The following is a 19700-nucleotide window of genomic DNA, read 5'->3' as shown; positions in this document are numbered from 1 at the left end:
TGCGGTCCTGGTATTCAATCGATGGCCTCTGGGGTGGCTGATACCTTCTCCACATGCCCCCGACAGACGTCACCACCCTGATCCGCACCGAGCTGCCCCGGCTGGCCGGCTCACTGCGGAAGGTCGGCGAGCTGATCCTGGAGGATCCGGCCGCCGTCACCCACTGCTCGGCCGCCGAGTTGGGCCGCCGCACCGGCACTTCACAGGCCACGGTGACCCGGTTCTGCCGGGCGGTGGGCCTCGACTCGTACCAGCATCTGCTGATCGAGCTGGCCCAGGAGCGCGGTCGCGGCGAGGTCTCCGACTGGGGCACCGCCGAGATCGGCCCGGACATCTCCCCGGACGACGATCTCGAACGGGTCGTGCAGGTCGTGGGCAGCGCGGACCTCCGCGCGGTGCAGCAGACGATCGACCGGATCGACCTCGACGCGGTGGAGCGCGCGGCCACGGCCGCCGCCCGCGCCCGGCGCATCGACGTCTACGGCACCGGCGGCAGCGGCGCGATCGCGCAGGAGACCGAAACGAGACTGTTCCGCATCGGCTGCGCGGTGCGCGGCTGGACCGAGGTGCACGCCGCCACCACCTCCGCCGCCCTGCTCACCCCGGCGGACGTCGCCATCGGCATCTCCCAGTCCGGCTCGACCCGCGAGACCATCGAGCCCTTCGAACTCGCCAAGGAGCGCGGCGCCACCACCATCGCCCTGACCTCCGACCCGCGTTCCGCACTCGCCCGCACCGCCGACATCCGGCTCATCTCCTCGTCCTCGGCGACCAGTTTCCCCACCGGCATCATCGGCGCCCGCCACTCCGTCCTGGTCCTCATCGACTGCCTCTACGTCCGCATCGCGCAGCTCTCCTACCAGCGCGCGAGCGCCTCCCTGGCCCTCACCGACCACATCGCCGGGGAGCACACGGTGAAGTCCCGCCGGGGCCGGTGATCCCAGCCGAGACCCGGCCGTGATCTCGGCCGAGTCTGCATGGATGAACCACCGAAGTTACGCGGAGATGGTTGTTTGAATCATCTTCGCGGTGTCAGGATGGGCGCTCCGCCGAGCCTCTGGTAGGAGACCCATGCGCGTCACCGCTGCCCTGTCGACCGAGTTGTTCGTCGGCACCGCCGAGCATCCGCTCCAGGTCGTGGCCGCCGAGCTCACCCATGTCCCCGGCCGGCCGGTCCGCCTCACGGTCGAGGGCCCCGGTGTGCACGGCAGCGTGGAGACGGTCGTGGGCGAGGACGGCACCGCGCGCGCCGAAGTACCGGTGACCTCGGACCTCGCGCCCGGCGAGCGGTGCGCGATCGAGGTGACGGCGGCCGACGGCGACCGACTGGCCACGCTCACCGCCGAGTTCACGGCCGCCGAACCCGGCTGGACCATGTTCATGGTCAGCCATTTCCACTACGACCCCGTCTGGTGGAACACCCAGGGCGCCTACACCGAGACCTGGGACGTCGCCGACGATCCCGGCTCCACCGGTCTCCCGGCCCGCACCTTCGACTCCCGCGGCCAGTCCGGCATGAGCCTGGTCCGCGCCCACTGCGACCTGGCCCGCCGCGACCCGGCGTACACCTTCGTACTGGCCGAGGTCGACTATCTCAAGCCGTACTGGGACGCCTACCCGGAGGAACGCGGCTTCCTCCGCGAGCTGATCCGCACCGGCCGCGTCGAGATCATGGGCGGCACCTACAACGAGCCCAACACCAACCTGACCGGCGCCGAGGCGACCGTGCGCAACGCCCTGTACGGGGACGGCTTTCAGCGCGGCATCCTGGGTGCGACCCCCGAAACCGCCTGGCAACTCGACGCGTTCGGGCACGACCCGCAGTTCCCCGGCCTGATGGCGGACGCGGGAGTGTCCTCCAGTTCGTGGGCGCGTGGACCGTTCCACCAGTGGGGCCCGACCCTGTCCGTGTTCGGCGAGGAGCCGCGCGACCCCCAACGCATGCAGTTCCCGGCCGAGTTCAGCTGGATCGCCCCCTCCGGGCGCGGGCTGCTCACCGCCTACATGGTCAACCACTACGGCGCCGGCTGGGCGATCGACAACGCGCCCACACTCCCCGAGGCGGAAGCAGCAGCCCTCAAGCTGTTCCGGGGGCTCAAGAAGGTCGCGCTCACCCGCAACGTGCTGCTCCCGGTCGGCGGCGACTACGCGCCCCCGTGCCGCTGGGTGATGGACATCCACCGGGACTGGAACGCCCGTTACGTCTGGCCGCGCTTCGTCAGCGCGATCCCCCGGGACTTCTTCGCCGCCGTGCGCGCCGAGTTGGCCGAGGAGGGCCGCAAGGCGTCCCCGCAGACCCGGGACATGAACCCGATCTACACCGGCAAGGACGTCTCCTACATCGACACCAAGCAGGCCCAGCGCTACGGCGAGACGCTCCTCGCCGACGCCGAGGCCTGGGCGACGCTGGCCTCGCTCGTCGTCCAACACCCGTACCCTGAAGCGGCGTTGGACAAGGCCTGGCGGCAGCTCATCTACGGCGCCCACCACGACGCCATCACCGGCTCCGAGTCGGACCAGGTGTACATCGACCTGATGACCGGCTGGCGCGAGCTGTACGACCTGGCCGAGACGGTGCACGCCGACGCGACGGACGCCCTGGCCGCGAAGGTGGCCCAACTGCCGGGCGGCACCGACGACTTGGTCGTGTTCAACGCGGCGACCTGGGAGCGCCGGGACGTCCTGACGGTCGCCGACCCGGGCCGCGTCCCGCTGGACGACACCGGTCTGCCGCTGCCCGCCGTACGCGAGGGCGACCAACTCCGCGTCGTCGTACCGGACGTACCCGGCATGGGCCTCAAGGCCCTCCCGCTCGCGGAGGGTTCGGTACCCGAGTGGACACCCGGCGAAGGCCTCACCATCCGCAACGAGTTCTACGAGCTGACGGTCGACCCCGCGCGGGGTGGTGGCGTGAGTTCCCTGCGCGAACTCGCCGAGGACGGCCGGGAGTTGCTGCGCACCGGTGACATCGGCAACGAACTCGTCGTACAGGAGGAGTACGCGCGGCACCCGCGCTTCGGTGAGGGGCCGTGGCATCTCACGCCGACCGGGACCACCGCCGCACGCAGCCGGGACGTCACCGCCGAGGTCGAGGTCCAGCACTCCCCCGCCGGTTCACGGATCACCGTCACCGCCGACCTCGGACTCTTCCGGTACACACAGCAGTTGACGCTGTGGGCCGGGGTGCCGCGCCTGGATGTGACGACGACCATCGACGGTTACGACGGTGCCGACCGGCTGATCCGGGTGCGCTGGCCTTCCGACGTGACCGGCGGGCTGCCGGTGCACGAGGTGGCGGACGCGGTGATCGGGCGCGGGTTCGGGTTCGTGGAGGTGGACAGCGAGGAGTTCCCGTGGACGCTCGACAACCCGGCGAACACCTGGTTCGGGCTCGGGTCGACCGCGCGGGTCGCGGTGCGGGACGAGTCGGGGCGGCTGCTCGGCCACCGGTCGATCGGGGTCGCCGAACTCGTCTACGCCGACTGGGACGAGGCCGGTGAACTCGGTGCCCCGCTCGCCGCTGCGCTGGTCCGCGTCGGGGTCACCGCGACCTCGACGATCGCGGGCGGTCCGCGCTACGGCGACCTCGAAGTCGACTCCAATCTCCCGGACTTCCGGATCGCCGTGGGCGCTCCCGAGCGCAACTCGGTGGTCGCCGAGGCGCTCGGCTGGGACCCGGCCGCCGGACGCGAACTGCGCCGACAGTTGGCCGATCGCGGGGTGGCGGCGGTGTGGGTCGCGCCGCGTGCCGGGCTGCGGGAGGAGTGGGTGCCCGGGGCCGATCTGCGCGACCTCGAACGGCTGCCACTGCTCGTCGTCGCGGGCGCCCGCCCCGAGGACGACGCCAAGGCGGTCGACGCGCTGATCGCCGACCTCGACGACGCGGTCCTCACGGCCACGGCGGCGGGCGGCTGCGAGGCGCTACCGCCGGGCGACGCCTGGGACGGCCGTAGCTTCGCCGTGCTCAACCGGGGCACGCCCGGCTGTGTCGTCACCTCCTCCGGCGACCTCTACATGTCCCTCATGCGCTCCTGCACCGGCTGGCCCTCCGGCATCTGGGTCGACCCGCCCCGCCGCACGGCACCCGACGGCTCCGCCTTCCAACTCCAGCGCTGGACCCATGAGTTCGAGTACGCGGTGGTCGCGGGCGCGGGTGACTGGCGCGACGTCCGACTCCCGCAGGCCGGACATGAGTTCAACCACCCACTCACGGCCCGCCTGCGAACCTCCACCCAACAGGGCCCCCTGCCCAGGAAGTTGGCCCTGTTGAGCCTGGAACCGGCGGGCGAGGTCGTCCTCGACGCCCTCAAGCCGCTCGGCTCCCCGCTGGCCCGGGGCAGCGCGGTACCGGTCGACCCGGGTCGCGGTGTCGTCGTACGGCTCCACGAGGTGAACGGTCGGCCGGTGCGGGCCCGGATACGCGGCCCGCACGACTGGGCCGAGGGCGCCCGAGCCGACGTACTGGAGGCGCCCGGCGAGAAGTTGACCCCGGAGCGGGACGGCGGGCTGGCCCTCGATCTGACCGGCTTCGAGGTCGCGACGGTGCTGGCCACGCCAGGCACCGCATCCGCATCCCCAACCGGCCCCGGAACAGCGGCACATGAGCCCGCCCAGCCCATCCACACCCGCTACTGGCTCCACAACTCCGGCCCCGCGCCCCGAGGGAACATACCGGTGTCGGTGTACCTCTCCCCCGGCACGCTCACCGTGTCGGGCCCCGTCACCGCGACCGTCCGGGTCGGCTCGGAACTCACCGACGCGCCGGTGTCGGGCACGGTCGGCTTCGAGGTACCGCCCGGCTGGACCGCCGAACCCGCCCAACTGCCGTACGCGCTGGGCCCCGGCGGGTTCACGCTGGCCGAGGTGACCGTGACGCCACCGCCGGAACCGGAGCCCGGCCGGCACTGGCTCGCGGCACGGCTGGAGTACGACGGGCAGACGTACGAGGACACCGTGGCGCTGGATGTGGCGGACGGGCAGTACGGGCCAACGCTCGTGTCCTGTCTGGGCGTTGAGCGGATCACCGTACGGGCTGGTGAGCGCGCCCGCGTCCCCGTGACCGTCCGCAACACCACCCAGGGACCCATCAACGGCACCCTCTGGGCCGTCTCCTCGTGGGGCACCTGGGCCGGTGTCACGCCCGGCTGCCAAGGGTTCACGGTGGCCGGAGGCGCGGAGCAGGAGTGTGTGATCGAGGTGGACGGCTCGGCGGTGCCGCCGGGGTCGTACTGGCTGCTGGCGAAGGTCGCCTGGCACGGGTGTGTCGCCTACACGGAGGCCGTCGCGCTGGAGGTGACGCCGTGACCGAACACGCGGCCGTGGTGCGCGGCAGGACCGTTCCAAAGAGGCGGGTGGACGCGCTGCTGGCGGCCGTACCGGCGCGGGATCGGGAGAGCACCCGGCCCGAGGCGCTCGCGCGGGCCGAGCGGCAGCGGCGGCGCTGGGCGACGCAGGTGGTGGTCATCGACGAGCTTGCCCAACGGGCGTGTGTGGAGCGGGGGTTGAAGCCTCCCGCCGAAGTGGCGCCGGATCGGGTGCTCGCCGTCGCCGAGACCGATGTCGCGGATCTCGGCAGCATCGTCGCGGCGGCCCTCGCGCACTCCCCGGCCGCCCGGCTGCTGCTGGCCGAGCTGGAGGGCGAGCAGGAGGTCGCGGAGGCGGCCGTACGGGACTACTACGACCGGAACCGGGATCGCTTCCTCACCCCGGAGGCGCTACGGCGCGGTGTCGATCCGTTCGGCGGGGTGTCATCGGAGGACTTCGTGCCGTACGAGCAGGCACGCGAGGGCGTCGGGCGCGCGTTGCGGCGGGCCGCGGGACGGCGGGCCTTCTTTGGCTGGTTGGACCAGGCCAAGGCCGGAGTTGAGTACGCGGCCGGTCATGAGCACCCCGGCGATCCGGCGCATCCGGACCACGAGCATCGGCACTGATCACTCCCGGAACCTAAAAGCAACATGAGAACCCATTGACCTCCGATGAATTCTGGTCCACCTTTTCATCAATCGGGGTCGAAGTTGGTTAATTGAACCAGCTGTTGGCTGGTGCTCAGGAGGGCAGCGATGCGCACAGGAAGACTGACCGGATCGATGGTGGGGATCGTCGTCCTGACCCTGACGGCCGCCGGCTGCGGGCTGTCCGGCGGTTCGGGCGACAGCGACTCCACCGCGGGCGGCTGCAAGGTCGACAAAGGCAATGTGGGGTCCGGGAAGCTCACCGGTGAGGTGAAGGGCAACATCACCTTCCAGACCACCAACTTGAAGAAGGACTTCGGGAAGTTCTTCAACGGGGTCATCAAGTCCTTCGAGGAGGCGCACCCCGGTACGTCGGTGAAGTGGATCGACGATCCGGGCGACAGCACCTTCACCCAGCGCAACGTGGCCGACGCTCAGGCGTGCACGCTGCCGGACGTCATCAACCTCAACGCCGAGACGGCGACGGCACTTACGAAGGCCGGCTACCTGCTCAACCTCGGCGTCAAGGACCCCTCGGCCGGCAAGCCGTTCGTCCCCGCGTTCTGGAAGACCAGCACCTTCAAGGACGCCTCGGGCTCCGCGCTGCACACCGTGCTCCCCTGGTACACCGGCGGCATCGTCCTGACGTACAACACCGACCTGTTGAAGAAGGCCGGGATCGATCCCGCGAAGCCGCCGACGACGATCTTCGGGCTGTTCGCCGACTACGAGAAGATCGCCAAGTCGGCCAAGGGCAAGTACTACGCGACGATGGCCAATCCGATCTGGCGCATCCCGGCGGACTTCGACCAGATGAACATCAAGACCCTCTCCAGCGACGGCAAGTCGGCCGTGTTCGCCGACGATCCGCGCACCACCCAGTGGGTCGCCTGGATGGCGAAGCTGTACAAGGAGGGCGCGATGCCGAAGGACTCGCTGTCCTCCAGCAACGACCCGTCCACGCCGTACACGCAGGGCAAGGTCGCCTACGGCTCGACGAACCCGAGCTATGTGCGGTTCGTGAAGCAGAACAGCCCCTCGATCTACGCCAAGACGGCGGTCGGGCAGCAGCCCTTCGACGCGCTGGGCCACACCACCGGCGCCCCGCAGTACATCTCGGTCGCCGCGACCAGCAAACACGCCCCTGTGGCCCTGGCGTTCGCGGAGTACCTCACCAACGCGGAGAACCAGACGGCCTGGGCCAAGGACCCGGACGTGGTGATCTTCCCGACGACCACCACCTCGCTCGACGACCCGTTCTTCCAGAAGGTCAGCGGGAACGACCAGTTCGCCCAGGCCCGCAAGCTCGTCGCGGACCAGCTCAAGACGACCACGGCCTACCAGACCGTCATCTCCCCGGCCGTGCAGACCGCGATCGTGTCCCAGGTGCAGTTGGCCATGCAGGGCAAGAAGAGCCCGGCGCAGGCCGTGAAGGACGCCCAGGCGAAGGCCAACGAGCTGCTGAAGCAGGCTGGTTGATGGTGGCGACGCAGACCGCGAAGCCGGTGACCGTGCCCGGTGCGGAGGCCGTCGCCTCCGCGCCGGGCGCGTCCCGCATACGTAAGCTCGCCAGGGCCGTCCTCCCCGGTCCCGCCCCCGGCGCCAACGGGGCCGCGCTGTACCGCCGTTGGTGGCTGCCCTGGCTTTGGACCGCTCCAGCGATCGTCTGTGCGGCGGTGTTCGGGGTGTTCCCGTTCCTCAACACGCTGCTGCTGTCGTTCACGAACGCCAAGCCGCTCGGCGGCGCGGCGAGCTTCGTCGGGTTCTCCAACTACAGCCGGATGCTGGGTGATTCGGACTTCTGGCTGGCGACCCGCAACAGCGTCCTGTACGCCGTGATCGTCGTCCCGCTCATGGTGCTGCTGCCCCTCCTGCTCGCCGTCCTGGTGGAGAAGAACCTCCCCGGCATCGGCTTCTTCCGCTCGGCCTTCTACACTCCGGTGCTCGCCTCCAGCGTGGTGGTCGGCCTGAGCTGGCAGTGGTTGCTCGCGGACGACGGACTGGTCAACACCTGGCTGGAGAAAGCCCACTTGATCCGGTCGGCGATCCCCTTCCTCTCCGACTCGTGGCTGATCCTGCTGTCGGCGATGGGTCTGACCCTGTGGAAGGGCCTCGGCTGGTACATGGTCTTCTACCTGGCCGCCCTCGGGAACGTTCCAAAAGAACTGCACGAGGCCGCTTCCATGGACGGCGCCGGTGCCGCCCGCCGCTTCTGGCACATCACCGTGCCCGGCGTACGGCAGGCGATGATGCTGGTCGGCACTCTCACCGGCATCGGTTCGCTGCGCGTGTTCACCGAGATCTACATGCTCGGCAGCTCCACCGGCGGCCCCGGCGGCGCCGACCGCACGCTGCCCTTCTACATCCGCGACGTCGGCCTCGACCCCATCACCGGAAACGCGGGCTACGGCTCGGCGGTGAGCGTGGCGCTGTTCGTCCTGACCCTGGGCCTGACCCTGCTGGCGCAGCGCCTCACCAAGGAGGACGAGTCATGACGACGACCGCCGTGCGGCCCAAGTCCCGGCGCCTGACGCCCCGTTGGCGCGACTACGGCCGCCCCCGCGAACTCCTCGTCCGCTACCTGCTGTTGCTCCTCGTCCTGGGCCTCACGGTCGGCCCCCTGATCTGGCAGCTCCTGGCCTCCCTGAAGGGCACCGGCGAGGACGTCTTCGGCGCGAACGCCTCCCTGCTGCCCCACCACCCGACCCTGCACGCCTACCGCGAGGTCTTCAGCCAGGTCCCGGTGGTGACGTACATCAGGAACAGCCTGATCGTCGTATTCCTTTCGATAGCAAGCCAGTTGCTGTTCTCCACGACGGCCGGCTACATGCTCTCCAAGCCCGCCTGGAAGGGCCGCAGAGCCGTCTGGATCCTCCTGATCGCCTCCATGATGTTCCCCTTCGAGTCGATCATGGTGTCGCTGTTCCTGAGCATCCGCGACCTGGGCCTGGTCGACAGTGTGGTGGGCGTGTGGCTGCCCGGCTTCGTCGGCGCGATCAACGTCCTGCTGATGCGCGGCGCGTTCCTCGCGGTACCGCGCGAGATCGAGGACTCGGGGATGCTGGACGGCGCGAGCGAGTGGCAGCGCTTCCGCTACCTCTATCTCCCGTCCGCGTGGGGCGCGATCATGGTGGTCACCATCAACACCTTCATCAGCGCCTGGGACGACTTCCTCTGGCCCCTGATCGTGCTCCGCTCCGAGGACCACATGACGCTGACACTGGGCCTCTCGCGGTTGCAGAGTTCGTCGTTCGGCTACGACCAGCGCGTGGTGATGGCCGGTTCGGTGATCTCCGTGATCCCGGTGCTCGTGCTGTTCGTCATCACCCAACGCTGGTTCTACAAGGGCGTGTCGGCGGGAGCCGTCAAGCTCTGAGGCGTCAGGTTTCGAGCCGTACGACGACGGGCTCGACGGCGAGCGCCGCCCGCGCGGACTGAGCGACCCGAACCTCCACGGCACCGACCTGCTCCAACTGGTCGGTGCCGAAGGGGATTTTCACCCTACGGAGCTCCCCCGAGGCCAACTCGACGCCTTGGAAGGCGTGCAGTTCGAGCGTGCGCGGCCACACCGGGGTGAGCAGCCGCCGGATGTACACCTGGACGACCGAACGGCCGTGGCGCTTCCCGGTGTTGGTGACGTCGACCTCGATGACGTTCCCCGCGAGGCGCGGCGGACCGTACGCGAAGCTCGTGTAGGACAGCCCGTGCCCGAAGGAGTGGAGCGGGTCGGCGTCGGCGTCCACGTAGCCGCCGTACTCGGTGTCCTTGTGGTTGTAGTAGACGGGGAGTTGGGCCACCGAGCGGGGGATGGACACGGGCAGGCGGCCGGTCGGTTCGGCGTGGCCGAGCAGTACCTCGGCGATGGCCTCGCCGCCCCACGGGCCGGGGTACCAGGCGGTGAGCAGGGCGCCCGCCTGTTCCGGGACGACGTGCGGGCGGCCCTGGATCAGGACGACCGCCGTGGGTGTGCCGGTGGCGGTGACCGCGTCCAGGAGGGCGTGCTGGGCGCGGCCGAGGCTCAGGCCCGCGAGGTCGACGCCCTCGCCGCACGTCATCTCCGAAACGGCGTTCCGTGCGGCCCCGTTGGCGTCGAAGTCCGTGTCGGGGGTACGGGCGCTGCTGCCTCCCAGGACCAGGACGGCGAGGTCGGAGGCGGCTGCCGCGGCGACCGCCTCGGGGATGCCGGAGAGGTCGTCGCCGGTGAGGGCGCAGCCGGGGGCGTGGCGGATGTCGGTGCCGGGCGGGGCGAGTCGCCGTAGGCCTTCGAGGACGCTCACACCGGAGGTCTGGGGTGCTGTGTAGTCACCCAACTGGTGGGCGGTGGTGGCGGATTGGGGGCCGATGACCGCGATGCGGGAGACGGTCGCCGGGATGGGCAGGACGTCGCCGTCGTTGTGGAGGAGGGTGACCGCGGCTCGGGCTAGGGCTGTGCTCAGCTCTCTGCCCTGCTGCGAGGAAGGGAACTCGCCTGTGCTGTAGGGCCGTTCGAAGAGGCCGAGGCGGAACTTCAGGCCGAGCACGCGCGCCACGGCCGTGTCGAGGGTCTCCTCGCTCACCAACCCCCGCTCGACCGCCTCCTCCAGGTGGGTGAATCCCTCGTCCCACAAGCTCAGGTCGACACCGGCGTTGAGGGCGAGGGCGCCCGCCGAGACCTTGTCGCCGGTGATGCGGGCCAGGCGGTCCACGGCGAGGCCGTCGGCCATCACCAGGCCCTCGAAACCCCATTCCTCGCGCAGGAGTTGGGTCAGCAGGGCGCGGTTGGCGGAGCAGGGCAGGCCGTCGACCTCGTTGTAGGCGGACATGAGGGCGGCGGCACCCGCGCGGACTCCGGCGCGGGCGGCGGGGAGGTGGATCTCGTGGAGTTCGCGGAGGCCCAGTTCGGACTCGGCCGAGTTGCGGCCGCCGACCGTGGCGCCCTGTCCGGCGAAGTGCTTGAGGACGACGGGGGCCTTGTCAGGAGCGAATCCGGCTGTCGTGTCATCGCCCTGCATGCCCCTGACGAGTGCCTCGGTGAGGCGGGCGGCGAGGTGCGGGTCCTCGCCGAAGCACTCCTCCGTGCGGCCCCAGCGTGGGTCGCGGGCGATGTCCAGGGCGGAGACGAGGGCCATGTGGCCGCCACGGGCTCGGAGTTCGGCGGCGGCGTGGGCGGCGGCCCGCTCGTACAGGTCGGGGTCCCAGGTGGCGCCGACGGCCAGGTTGACCGGGAGGACCGTGCCGTCCAGGGCCATGTGGCCGTGCGGCACCTCCTCGACGAACAGGGCCGGGATGCCGAGTCGGCTGCTCGCGATGACATGGCGCTGCACCAACTCGGCCAGGGCGGCGCTGTCTTGGGCGCAGGGGCCGTTGGTGTGGTCGACGCCGGACCAGGCGTCGGCGCGGAACAGGCCGTAGAGCGCGCCGAGTCCGGCGAAGCGGTCGGTCTCGGCGCGGAGGGCGTCGGTGAGTTCGAACCCATCGAGGCTGTCGGGAGTGCGACGGTAGGCGTCCCAGCCGTACATCCGCTGGTTGAGCTGGCCGACCTTCTCGCGCAGGGTCATCCGGGCGAGGAGGTCGGAAACCCGGGCGCCTACGGGGGCGTTGGGGTCGCGGTAGACGGGGGTGGTGGGGTCGGTCATCGGGTGTCACCGTCGTAGGCGAGGCGGGCGAGGGCGACCGCGCCGCGGCAGCCGTCCGGGACCCAGTCGAGGGTCAGGCCGCGGGTGTGGAGGCGGGCAGTGAGGGGGGCCGTCAGGGGGCCCTCGGGGCCGAGCAGGCCGCCGGTGGCGACGATGCGCTCGCCGGGGGTCGGCTCCAACGCGCGGACGGTGTCGGTCAGTTGGTCCGCCGCCTGGTCGAGGAGGCCTTCCGCCACGGTGTCCTTCTCGCCGGCCGCCTCGACCACCAGGGGGGCGAACCGGGCGAGGCGGATGGGGAGTTCGGCCATCACGGCGGGGAGTACGTGCATGCGGTAGGCCTCGCGGTGGGCGCGGGACCAGTCGCCGTCGCCGGGCAGTTCCTCGGCCGGCACTCCGAGTGCCTGTCCGACGGACCGGGCCAGCACGGTCGTAGGGCCGCGTCCGTCCGCCATGCGCAGGGCCGCGCGTACCGCGCTGCGGCCGATCCAGAAGCCGCTGCCGTCGTCGCCGAGGAGCCAGCCGTCGCCGTCCACGGTGGCGGTGGAGCGGCGGTCGGTGATGCGCAGGGCGACCGCGCCGGTGCCGGCGACCAGCGCGAGGCCGTCGGCGGGGGCGCCGGGGGCGGAGGCGAAGGCCGCCTCGATGTCGCTGCACACGCGGAGCCGGTCGGCGGGGATGCCGAGGCGCCGTAGCGCGGCGGTGAGGGCGGTGCGGGCGTTGACGTGTCCCGGCTCCTCGGTGGAGGCGGCCGTGGCACCCGCGAAGCCACCGGCCACGGCGACCACCTGGGGGCGCGCCCGCTCCGGGACGGCCTGCCCGATCGCCTCGACCAGGTGGTCGGTGAGGCGCGGTACCGGGACGGTCAGGGCGTTGCCGGGACCGGCCGCGCCCTCGGCGAGGGGACGGCCGTCGTCGGCGGCGGCGAGGACGACGCGGGTACGGGTGCCGCCGGCGTCGAGGCCGACGACGAGGCCACCGGTGAATTCTTGGTTCAAATCATTGCTCATCACTGACTATGGTGGTTGATACATTCGCGCAGAACAAGAGCCGAAGACCGCAGAACAAGAGCCAAAGCCACAGACAGGGCAAGACCGGACCTGGGGAGGATCCCATTCCTACGCTCCGCTTCGGCGTCAACTACACGCCGCGCCGCGGTTGGTTCCACTCCTGGCACGACTTCGACCCGGCGCACGTCCGCGAGGATCTGGCCCAGATAGCCGGGCTCGGCCTGGACCACGTCCGGATCTTCCACCTCTGGCCGTTGCTCCAGCCCAACCGGACACTGATCCGCAGGACGGCCGTGGACCAGCTGGTGCACCTCGTCGACCTGGCGGGCGAGGCGGGCCTCGATGTGCTCGTGGACGGTGTCCAGGGCCATCTGTCGAGCTTCGACTTCTACCCGGAGTGGACCCGCAGCTGGCACCACCGCAACGTCTTCACCGACCCTGAGGCGATCACCGCCCAGGCCGAGCTGATGCGCACGCTGGGCGCCGCCCTCGCCGACCGCCCGAACCTGATCGGCCTCCAACTCGGCAACGAGCTCAACAACTTGGTCGAGCACAACCCGGTGACGGTGGCCGAGGTGGACCACTATCTCGACACGCTGCTGGCCGCCGCCCGCGAGCACCTGCCGCCGGACCGCCTGGTCACGCACTCCGCGTACGACGCCGCCTGGTACGGCGACGACCACCCGTTCACCCCGGAGGCCTCGGCCCGCAAGGGCGACCTGACCACCGTCCACCCGTGGGTGTTCTCCGGCGACTGCGCCCGCCGTTACGGCCCGCGCTCCCCGCAGGTGCTCCATCTCGCCGAGTACGGAACGGAGTTGGCCAAGGCGTACGCCACCGACCCGGCCCGCCCGGTCTGGGTCCAGGAGACCGGCGCGCCCGAACCGCACATCCCGGCGGCCGACGCCCCGGAGTTCGCGCGGGCGACCGTGCGCAACGCGGCCGAGTGCGCGGGGCTGTGGGGGGTGACCTGGTGGTGCTCGCACGATGTGGACCGCTCGCTCGCGGACTACCCCGAACTCGAGTACACGCTGGGCCTGTTCGACTCGACGGGCCGCCCCAAGCCGATCGCCGAGGCCTTCGCCGAAGCGATCGCGGAGCCGCACACTGTCCAACTCCGGGACACCGCCCTGGTGTTGGACTGCACCCCGGGCACCCGGTCGGTGTCGGGTCCGGGCGGCGCGTACTTCGAGGAGTGGATGCGGTTGCGCACGGAGGGTCTCCGGCCCGCGGTGGTGCTGGCCGAACGGGCTGAGGACGAGGGGTACTTGGCGGCGCGGGGCATCAAGGAAGTCGTACGCCTGCCGTGACAGTCATGTGGGGGGTGGTCGCTGACAGTCACGCGACGGGTGATCGCGCGCCCGTGTTCGGCGGTCACGCGCCCGCCAACACCTCCGCGACCGCCCGCAGGTTGACCCGCCCCCGGCCGTAGGAGCAGAGGGCGCCGTCCTCCGGCAGTCCGGTGTCGACCAGGACGGCGTCGGGGCGCCGGGCCAGCAGCGTGTCGCGCAGCCGGGTCTGCCAGGGGTGCAGGCCGGCGTCGGAGGTGGCGACGATCAGCGGGGCGCCCTCGCGCAGGATCGTGTCGACGAGGGCGGCGGGGTCGGCCGGTTCCGTGTTGAGGGCGGTGCCGGTGGCAGTGGGGTCGATCGCGCGGAGTGCGGTGAGGAGGTCCTCGCCGCCCCAGTTCAGGGCGGGGTGCGGGGCCGGGAACAGGTCGACGACATGGGCGCCGCGCACCGGCGCGGGCAGGGTCCGGGTGCGTACGGCACGGCGGGCCGCCTCAAGTCCCGCGTCCGCGTCCCAGGCGGCGATCCTCCGGCGCGGGGTCGCGTACCGCTCGGCGAGCCGCCGCACCCGCCCGGCCGCCTCCCACACCCGCTCCTCGGGCAGCACCTGCGAGTGCAGTGCGTCGAGCACGGCGTCCCGGCAGGCCAGGGTGACGGCCAAGTCCGGTACGGCGACGATGACTTGGTCCGCTCCGGCGGCGAGCGCGATGCGGGCCCCGGCGGCTTCGCCGTACGCGTCGGCGATCGCCTTCATCTCCAGCGCGTCGCTCACCAGGACGCCGTCGAAGCCGAGTTCGAGGCGGAGCAGATCGCCGAGGATGCGGCGGCTGAGGGTGGCGGGGCGGTTGGCGTCCAGGGCCGGGAAGACGACGTGGGCGCTCATCAGCATCGGCACGCCGGCGGCGATGGAGGCGCGGAACGGTTCGAGATCGACGAGGAGTTCGTCGTACGGGCGGGGATCTATGGCCACACCGTGATGGCTGTCGGTGATTGTGCCGCCGTGGCCCGGGAAATGCTTGGCACAGGAGGCGATGCCTCGTATGTCGGTGGCGGTGATCCAGGCGCGCAGATGGCGGGCGGCCAGATCGGGGTCCGCGCCGAAGGAACGGGTGCGCACGATCGGGTTGCGCGATTGGTGCTGGAGGTCGGCTACGGGTGCGTACGAAGCGGTGATACCGAGCGTGGCGAGGTGACCGGCGAGCGCGTCGGCGCAGCGGGCGGTCAGGGCCGGGTCGTCGACGACTCCGAGGGCGTAGGAACCGGGGACGTCCGGGGCTCCGGCACTGACCAGGTGGCCGATGCCGCCGCCCTCGTTGTCGATGGCCACGAGGAGGTCGGGGCGCAGGGCGCGGAGTTCGTCGGTGAGCCGGCGGACCTGCTCGGCGTCGCGCACATTGCGGGTGAAGAGGATGACGCCGCCGAGGCCGCGGTCGATGAGGCGCTTGAGCGTGTCCGGCACGGTCGTCGTGCCGTCGAACCCGGCGACCAGACAGCGGTGAGCCGCCTCGTCGAGGTCGACGGGCAGGGCGGTGACGGCGGCGGACGTACGCTCGGCGTGGGTCATACTGGAATTCAAATGGCTCGCTCAACCTAAAGTCAACAAACCGATGGATTGTTGATTCAGGCAATGATCTGGGGTGGTGGCGTGGTTGAGGGAGCGGATGGTGCCGGTGGTGCGCCCGGTGCGTTCACCCGGGCCCTTCAAGCCATTCACGCCGTCCGCGTCGCCCAGCCGCCCGCGCCCCTTCCGCTTCCGGACACCGCGACGTCATACCGGACGGGAACGTTTCGCCACGTGTCCCTGCTTCCGCTCGAAGACATCCCCGGGCCGCTCCCCGCCTCCACCGCCGGCCCCGATGCCACGCCGACCACCTCCGCCCCCGTCCCCCTCCCCTTCCGCCTCCCCTCCGCGGCACGCCTCGCCACCAAGGTGCTGACCCTGCTGCCCCTGCTGCTGATCGCGGTGTGGGCGGCGGTCGACTGGCGTGCCATGTACGCCGGCACGGCCCGGCTCGCCGCCGCCGACCCCTGGTGGCTGCTGGCCGCGTTCTTCTTCACCTGCCTCGGCTGGGGCACCGCCGCCCTGGTCCGCCAGGGTGCCGTGCCGGAACGGCTGCCGACCGGTCTGCTGATCGCCTCCCAGTTCGCCGCCGGCGCGGCCAACCACGCGCTGCCGGCCAGCATCGGCGCGCACGCCGTGACGCTGCGCTTCCTCCAGGGCCGCGGCATCCCGCTCGCCCGCGCCACCGCCTCGCTCGCCCTGTACTCACTCGTCCGGCCGATCGCGAAGACCATCGTGCTCCTCGCCTTCCTCATCACCTTCCCCGAGATGCTGAGCTTCGGCCAACTCGTCCCGCGGGGCTGGTCGTTGGTCCTCGCCTTCGGCGGCCTGGGCGCCGCGCTCGCCACGGCCGCCGTGCTCCTGACCTTCGTACGCCCGCTGCGCCGCCCGGCGCTCCGCTGCGTCCGCACCGCCCTCACCGACGTACGCCAACTGCACACCATGCCCAGCCGCATCCTCGCCCTCTGGGGCGGAGCGGCCGCCGCCCCGGTACTACAGGCGACCGTGATCTTCTCGGTCGGGGCCTCGCTCGGCATGCCGCTGTCCTGGGCCCAGGTCGTCCTCGCGTTCCTCGCCGCCAGCACCGCGGTCGGCGCGGTACCCGCACCCGGCGGGATCGGCCCGGTGGACGCGGCGACGGTGTTCACGATGGTCGCGTTCGGCGCCCCCATGGACCTGGCCACGGCGAGCGTCATCGGCTACCGGGTCCTGACGGTGTGGGTGCCGTTGCTGCCGGGGGCGTTGATGCTGTCGACGCTGGTCCACCGGAAGGTGTTGTGACGGGCGCATTCGCATACGAGGTGGTAGGGGCAGGGACAGTCTGCCCCTGCTGAGCGTCAGCAGGGCTGAGTCATGCCGGGATGAAGCTCGGCCACCAGGGTGGGACGTTGCCCGGGCAGAAGGGGTCGGGGTAGGAGTCCGGCATACCGAGCCATGTGACAAGGAACCAGCTGAACCACAAGGCGAAGACGAGCCCTGCCAGCAGGGCGGTCCTGCGATGGCCTCTTCCAAGGGTGCCGTGCAGGACCACCCACGGAACCGCGGCGGCGATCCATATGAGAGGCGCGAGAAACAGCAGAGTCGCGCTGTTGGCCCCTGCGTTGACGCCGATGTCGCAGGCAGCCCATGCCCTTCCGATCACGGCAACGGTCACCCCTGCGGTCAGCCCACCGAAGAGAACACCACAGCGAATTCCGCCGAACCAGCGGCTCGAAGTGCTCGACGGCTCTGCTCCCACGATGATCTCCCCCGCCTCACCCTACGTCGAAATCCCCTTGTACGGCGGCCCGTCCCACGTCTAACGTCGCTGCTCATCGGCGTGTAGCTCAGCAGCAGAGCACCGGGCTCTTATCCCGGAGGGCGCAGGGGCAGGACCTGCCACGTCGGCTTATGAACGACGACGCTGACCAGCAGCACCTCACCGCGAGCCCCGGCTATGCCCAAGGGCAGTTGGCCAAGGCCTTCACGACCGCGCTGACCCACGAGGACGTCGACACCCGGCGTCGCGCGGAGGGTCGTGTGACGCGCTGGCGTGCCGTGCTCGCGGGGATGGCCGACGGTCTGCTGTCGATCGGTTCGCGCACCCCGGTAGCCGGGCTGCCGGCCTGGGTCACCCCCGAGGTGGTGCACGGCGGCTTCGCCACGGGCAACCCGAGCGCGGGCGGCCCGCTCCAGCCGTACGAGACGCGGCTCGCGGAGCGGTTCGGGGTGCCCGCGGACCGGCGGGCGCTGTTCGCGCACTGTCTCACCGACACCGGACTCACCTGGCTGTGGGGGCAGTTGAACAGCGGGCGGTACGAGGTGACCGTGCCCGAGGAGGGCGCGCTGCTCACCATGGCGTGGCTCGTGCGGCACGGGGAGACGGCCGCCGCGCTGGACCTGATCGCGGAGTTGGAGCCGTTCGCGGATCAACTCCGGTTCCTGCCACGCCCGTCGACCGGCCGGCCCGCGCCGGACGTCACCGACGCGCTGCACCGCCGTACCGTCTCCGACACCGTGGACCGGCTGGTCCGGCGGCGTCCGAACGCGGCCGTGGAGACACAGCGCGAGGCACTCGCCGTATGGCAGCCGTTCGGGGACGAGTTGCTCGTCCACTGGTTGGAGACGGCGGGCGGGGAGGACGGGCGGGTGCTCGAACTCGCCCCGGATGCCGACTGGTTGGGGCGGGGAGCCGCGCTGTTGAGCCGCTACCGGTCGCTGGCCGAGGAGCACACCCGCTGCGGGAAGCACCGCAACCCCAAGGAGAACCTGGGCATTCTGCGCGGCGCGCTCGAAGAGACCGTCGCCGGGCGGGTGTTGGACGCGCGGCGGCTCGGGCTGCTGCGGCACGCCGTCACGTCGATGGTGTGGCGGCGCGGCCTGCCGGGCTCGGCACCGCACACGGAACTGCGCAACGTACAGCGGGTCCAGGCCGCGCTCCCCTCCCATCACGCCCTGGCGCACGTGGTCGTGGGCCGCCTCGCCGGGCTGCCCCAGGAGTCGGGCATCGCCGACCTCGCACCCGTACTCGCCCCGGTCTCCGAGCCGGAGCAGCGGGAGACCGGCCTGCCCGCCGGTGCCCAACTCCCGCCTGCCATCAGCCGGGTGGTCGAGGGCGCGCTCAGCGCACCGGTGGCCACCTTGGTGGAGCGGGGAGTTGTCCCCTCGGCCGAGGTACTGGCCGAACTGGTACCGCAGTTGGTCGCCGTCGCGACCGCGCGGGCCTACGACGACGAGGCGCTGCGGACGCTGATGGCCGCGAACTACCGCGCGTTCCGCAACCGCCGTTCGCTGCTCCTGCTCAACCTGGAGGGGCAGGTGCGGATCGAGGAACTGCCCTGGGTACGGGCGGTGTCCGCGCAGCGCGGCGACGGCACGGCCGAATCGGCCCTGCTGCTACGGCAGTTGGGCGAGCTGGCGGTGCGGGGGTTCCCGGGCACGATCCTCCCCAACCCGCTGGTGCGCGAACTCGGCGTGCTCGCCCGCCAGTCCGGCCTGGGCGCCCCGCTGGTGGAGGAGCTGGCCGCCGACATCTTCATGGACACCTTCGGCCCCAAGTTCCTGGTGGCGGCCCGGATCGCGGGCGAGTTGCTCGGCGGTTCGCTGTACGAGCGGTACTACGGCATCGACTACGCGGCGATCCGGGAACTGGCGATCGCCGAAGCGGTCGTAGCGGGAGGCAAGGCCGCGGGACGACGGGACAAAGCCGGGGCCGGGCCCCGGACGTCCCCGGGGTTCGCGCGGCTGTGTGCGGAGCGGGCCGCGGCGGCGTCCTCGGCTCCGGCGGGGTCGAAGTCCGGTTCCTCGTCCGGGTCCTGGGTGGCGGCCAACGGCAAGGTGATCGAGCAGTCCCAGATCCTGACCACGCACAACCTGGCCACGCTGGTCCACCGGGTCGGCATCGCCCCCGAGCCGGGCTGGGCCGAGCTGGCGCGCCGCTGCTTCGGCACCGTGTGCCGGCTGACGGCCCGGGTGCACCGCGACCCGTGGCCGTACTCCACGATCAAGGACGCGGCGTACGCCTGGCGGCAGTTGGTGTTCCACCTGTCCCTCTGCCCGCCCTCCGAACAGCGGCGGGTGCTCGACGATCTGGACGAGGAGGTGGCCCGTCACCCCACCCATGTCCTCATCCGCCTCGGCCCCGCGATGGCGGGACTACGTCTGGTCGCCGACGGCGGTGCGTTCGGCGCCGACGGCACGGCGGACAGGGGTCGCACCCGCCGCCTCCTCGGCTGGACCACGGACAACCACTGGCTGGCATCCGACCCGACAACCGGTGCGCCGCACGGCAGTTGAGA

Annotated in this window: 13 protein-coding genes and 1 tRNA gene; 10 read left to right on the top strand and 4 right to left on the bottom strand. The window is 71.3% G+C overall.

Annotated elements, in window-relative coordinates; genetic code table 11:
• The first annotated feature begins 53 nt into the window (after positions 1-53).
• The 6 genes from OG588_RS38400 (at position 54) to OG588_RS38375 (ending at position 9327) form a co-directional block, all read left to right on the top strand.
• Complete coding sequence (locus OG588_RS38400) at positions 54-938, top strand: MurR/RpiR family transcriptional regulator (protein ID WP_405951231.1); 885 nt, start codon at positions 54-56, stop codon at positions 936-938.
• A 133-nt stretch (positions 939-1071) separates the two neighbouring features.
• The gene (locus OG588_RS38395) at positions 1072-5304 is read left to right on the top strand and encodes an NEW3 domain-containing protein (protein WP_405951230.1); all 4233 of its coding nucleotides are present in this window, start codon (positions 1072-1074) and stop codon (positions 5302-5304) included.
• Positions 5301-5930, top strand: coding sequence for a peptidyl-prolyl cis-trans isomerase (locus OG588_RS38390; RefSeq protein WP_398848119.1), 630 nt, complete (start codon positions 5301-5303; stop codon positions 5928-5930). The genes OG588_RS38395 and OG588_RS38390 overlap by 4 nt, the downstream gene beginning before the upstream one ends.
• 129 nt (positions 5931-6059) lie before the next feature.
• Entirely contained in the window at positions 6060-7430 is a 1371-nt protein-coding gene (locus OG588_RS38385) for an extracellular solute-binding protein (RefSeq protein WP_405951229.1), read from the top strand.
• On the top strand, positions 7430-8446 hold the full coding sequence (locus OG588_RS38380) for a carbohydrate ABC transporter permease (protein WP_405951228.1): 1017 nt from the start codon (positions 7430-7432) through the stop codon (positions 8444-8446). The genes OG588_RS38385 and OG588_RS38380 overlap by 1 nt, the downstream gene beginning before the upstream one ends.
• On the top strand, positions 8443-9327 hold the full coding sequence (locus OG588_RS38375; protein WP_405951227.1) for a carbohydrate ABC transporter permease: 885 nt from the start codon (positions 8443-8445) through the stop codon (positions 9325-9327). Before OG588_RS38380 ends, OG588_RS38375 begins: the two co-directional genes overlap by 4 nt.
• A gap of 4 nt (positions 9328-9331) precedes the next feature.
• Here OG588_RS38375 and OG588_RS38370 read toward each other — a convergent pair whose 3' ends face one another.
• Together OG588_RS38370 and OG588_RS38365 are read right to left on the bottom strand one after the other, a co-directional pair.
• Positions 9332-11566, bottom strand: coding sequence for a glycoside hydrolase family 3 N-terminal domain-containing protein (locus OG588_RS38370; RefSeq protein WP_405951226.1), 2235 nt, complete (start codon positions 11564-11566; stop codon positions 9332-9334).
• Positions 11563-12573, bottom strand: a complete 1011-nt coding sequence (locus OG588_RS38365) for an N-acetylglucosamine kinase (RefSeq protein WP_405951225.1) — start codon at positions 12571-12573, stop codon at positions 11563-11565. The genes OG588_RS38370 and OG588_RS38365 overlap by 4 nt, the downstream gene beginning before the upstream one ends.
• An 8-nt stretch (positions 12574-12581) precedes the next feature.
• On the opposite strand from OG588_RS38365, the gene OG588_RS38360 reads away from it, so the two are divergent.
• Positions 12582-13883, top strand: a complete 1302-nt coding sequence (locus OG588_RS38360; RefSeq protein WP_405951224.1) for a glycosyl hydrolase — start codon at positions 12582-12584, stop codon at positions 13881-13883.
• Between the two features lie 64 nt (positions 13884-13947).
• Here OG588_RS38360 and OG588_RS38355 read toward each other — a convergent pair whose 3' ends face one another.
• Positions 13948-15426, bottom strand: a complete 1479-nt coding sequence (locus OG588_RS38355; protein ID WP_405951223.1) for a glycoside hydrolase family 3 N-terminal domain-containing protein — start codon at positions 15424-15426, stop codon at positions 13948-13950.
• Between the two features lie 231 nt (positions 15427-15657).
• On the opposite strand from OG588_RS38355, the gene OG588_RS38350 reads away from it, so the two are divergent.
• Entirely contained in the window at positions 15658-16704 is a 1047-nt protein-coding gene (locus OG588_RS38350) for a YbhN family protein (protein WP_405951222.1), read from the top strand.
• Between the two features lie 70 nt (positions 16705-16774).
• Here OG588_RS38350 and OG588_RS38345 read toward each other — a convergent pair whose 3' ends face one another.
• A complete protein-coding gene (locus OG588_RS38345) occupies positions 16775-17161 on the bottom strand; it encodes a hypothetical protein (protein WP_405951221.1) in 387 nt (128 codons plus the stop codon).
• A 77-nt stretch (positions 17162-17238) separates the two neighbouring features.
• Here OG588_RS38345 and OG588_RS38340 point away from each other — a divergent pair.
• Positions 17239-17310 (top strand) — tRNA-Lys (locus tag OG588_RS38340).
• A 3-nt stretch (positions 17311-17313) separates the two neighbouring features.
• Positions 17314-19698, top strand: coding sequence for a hypothetical protein (locus OG588_RS38335; protein ID WP_405951220.1), 2385 nt, complete (start codon positions 17314-17316; stop codon positions 19696-19698).
• The last annotated feature ends 2 nt before the right edge of the window (positions 19699-19700 follow it).

This window comes from Streptomyces prunicolor (assembly GCF_045162825.1).
In the GTDB taxonomy this organism is placed as follows: Bacteria; Actinomycetota; Actinomycetes; order Streptomycetales; family Streptomycetaceae; genus Streptomyces; species Streptomyces prunicolor.
Note: the sequence above shows the minus strand (reverse complement) of the source record. Positions and strands in the feature narration are given on the sequence as shown.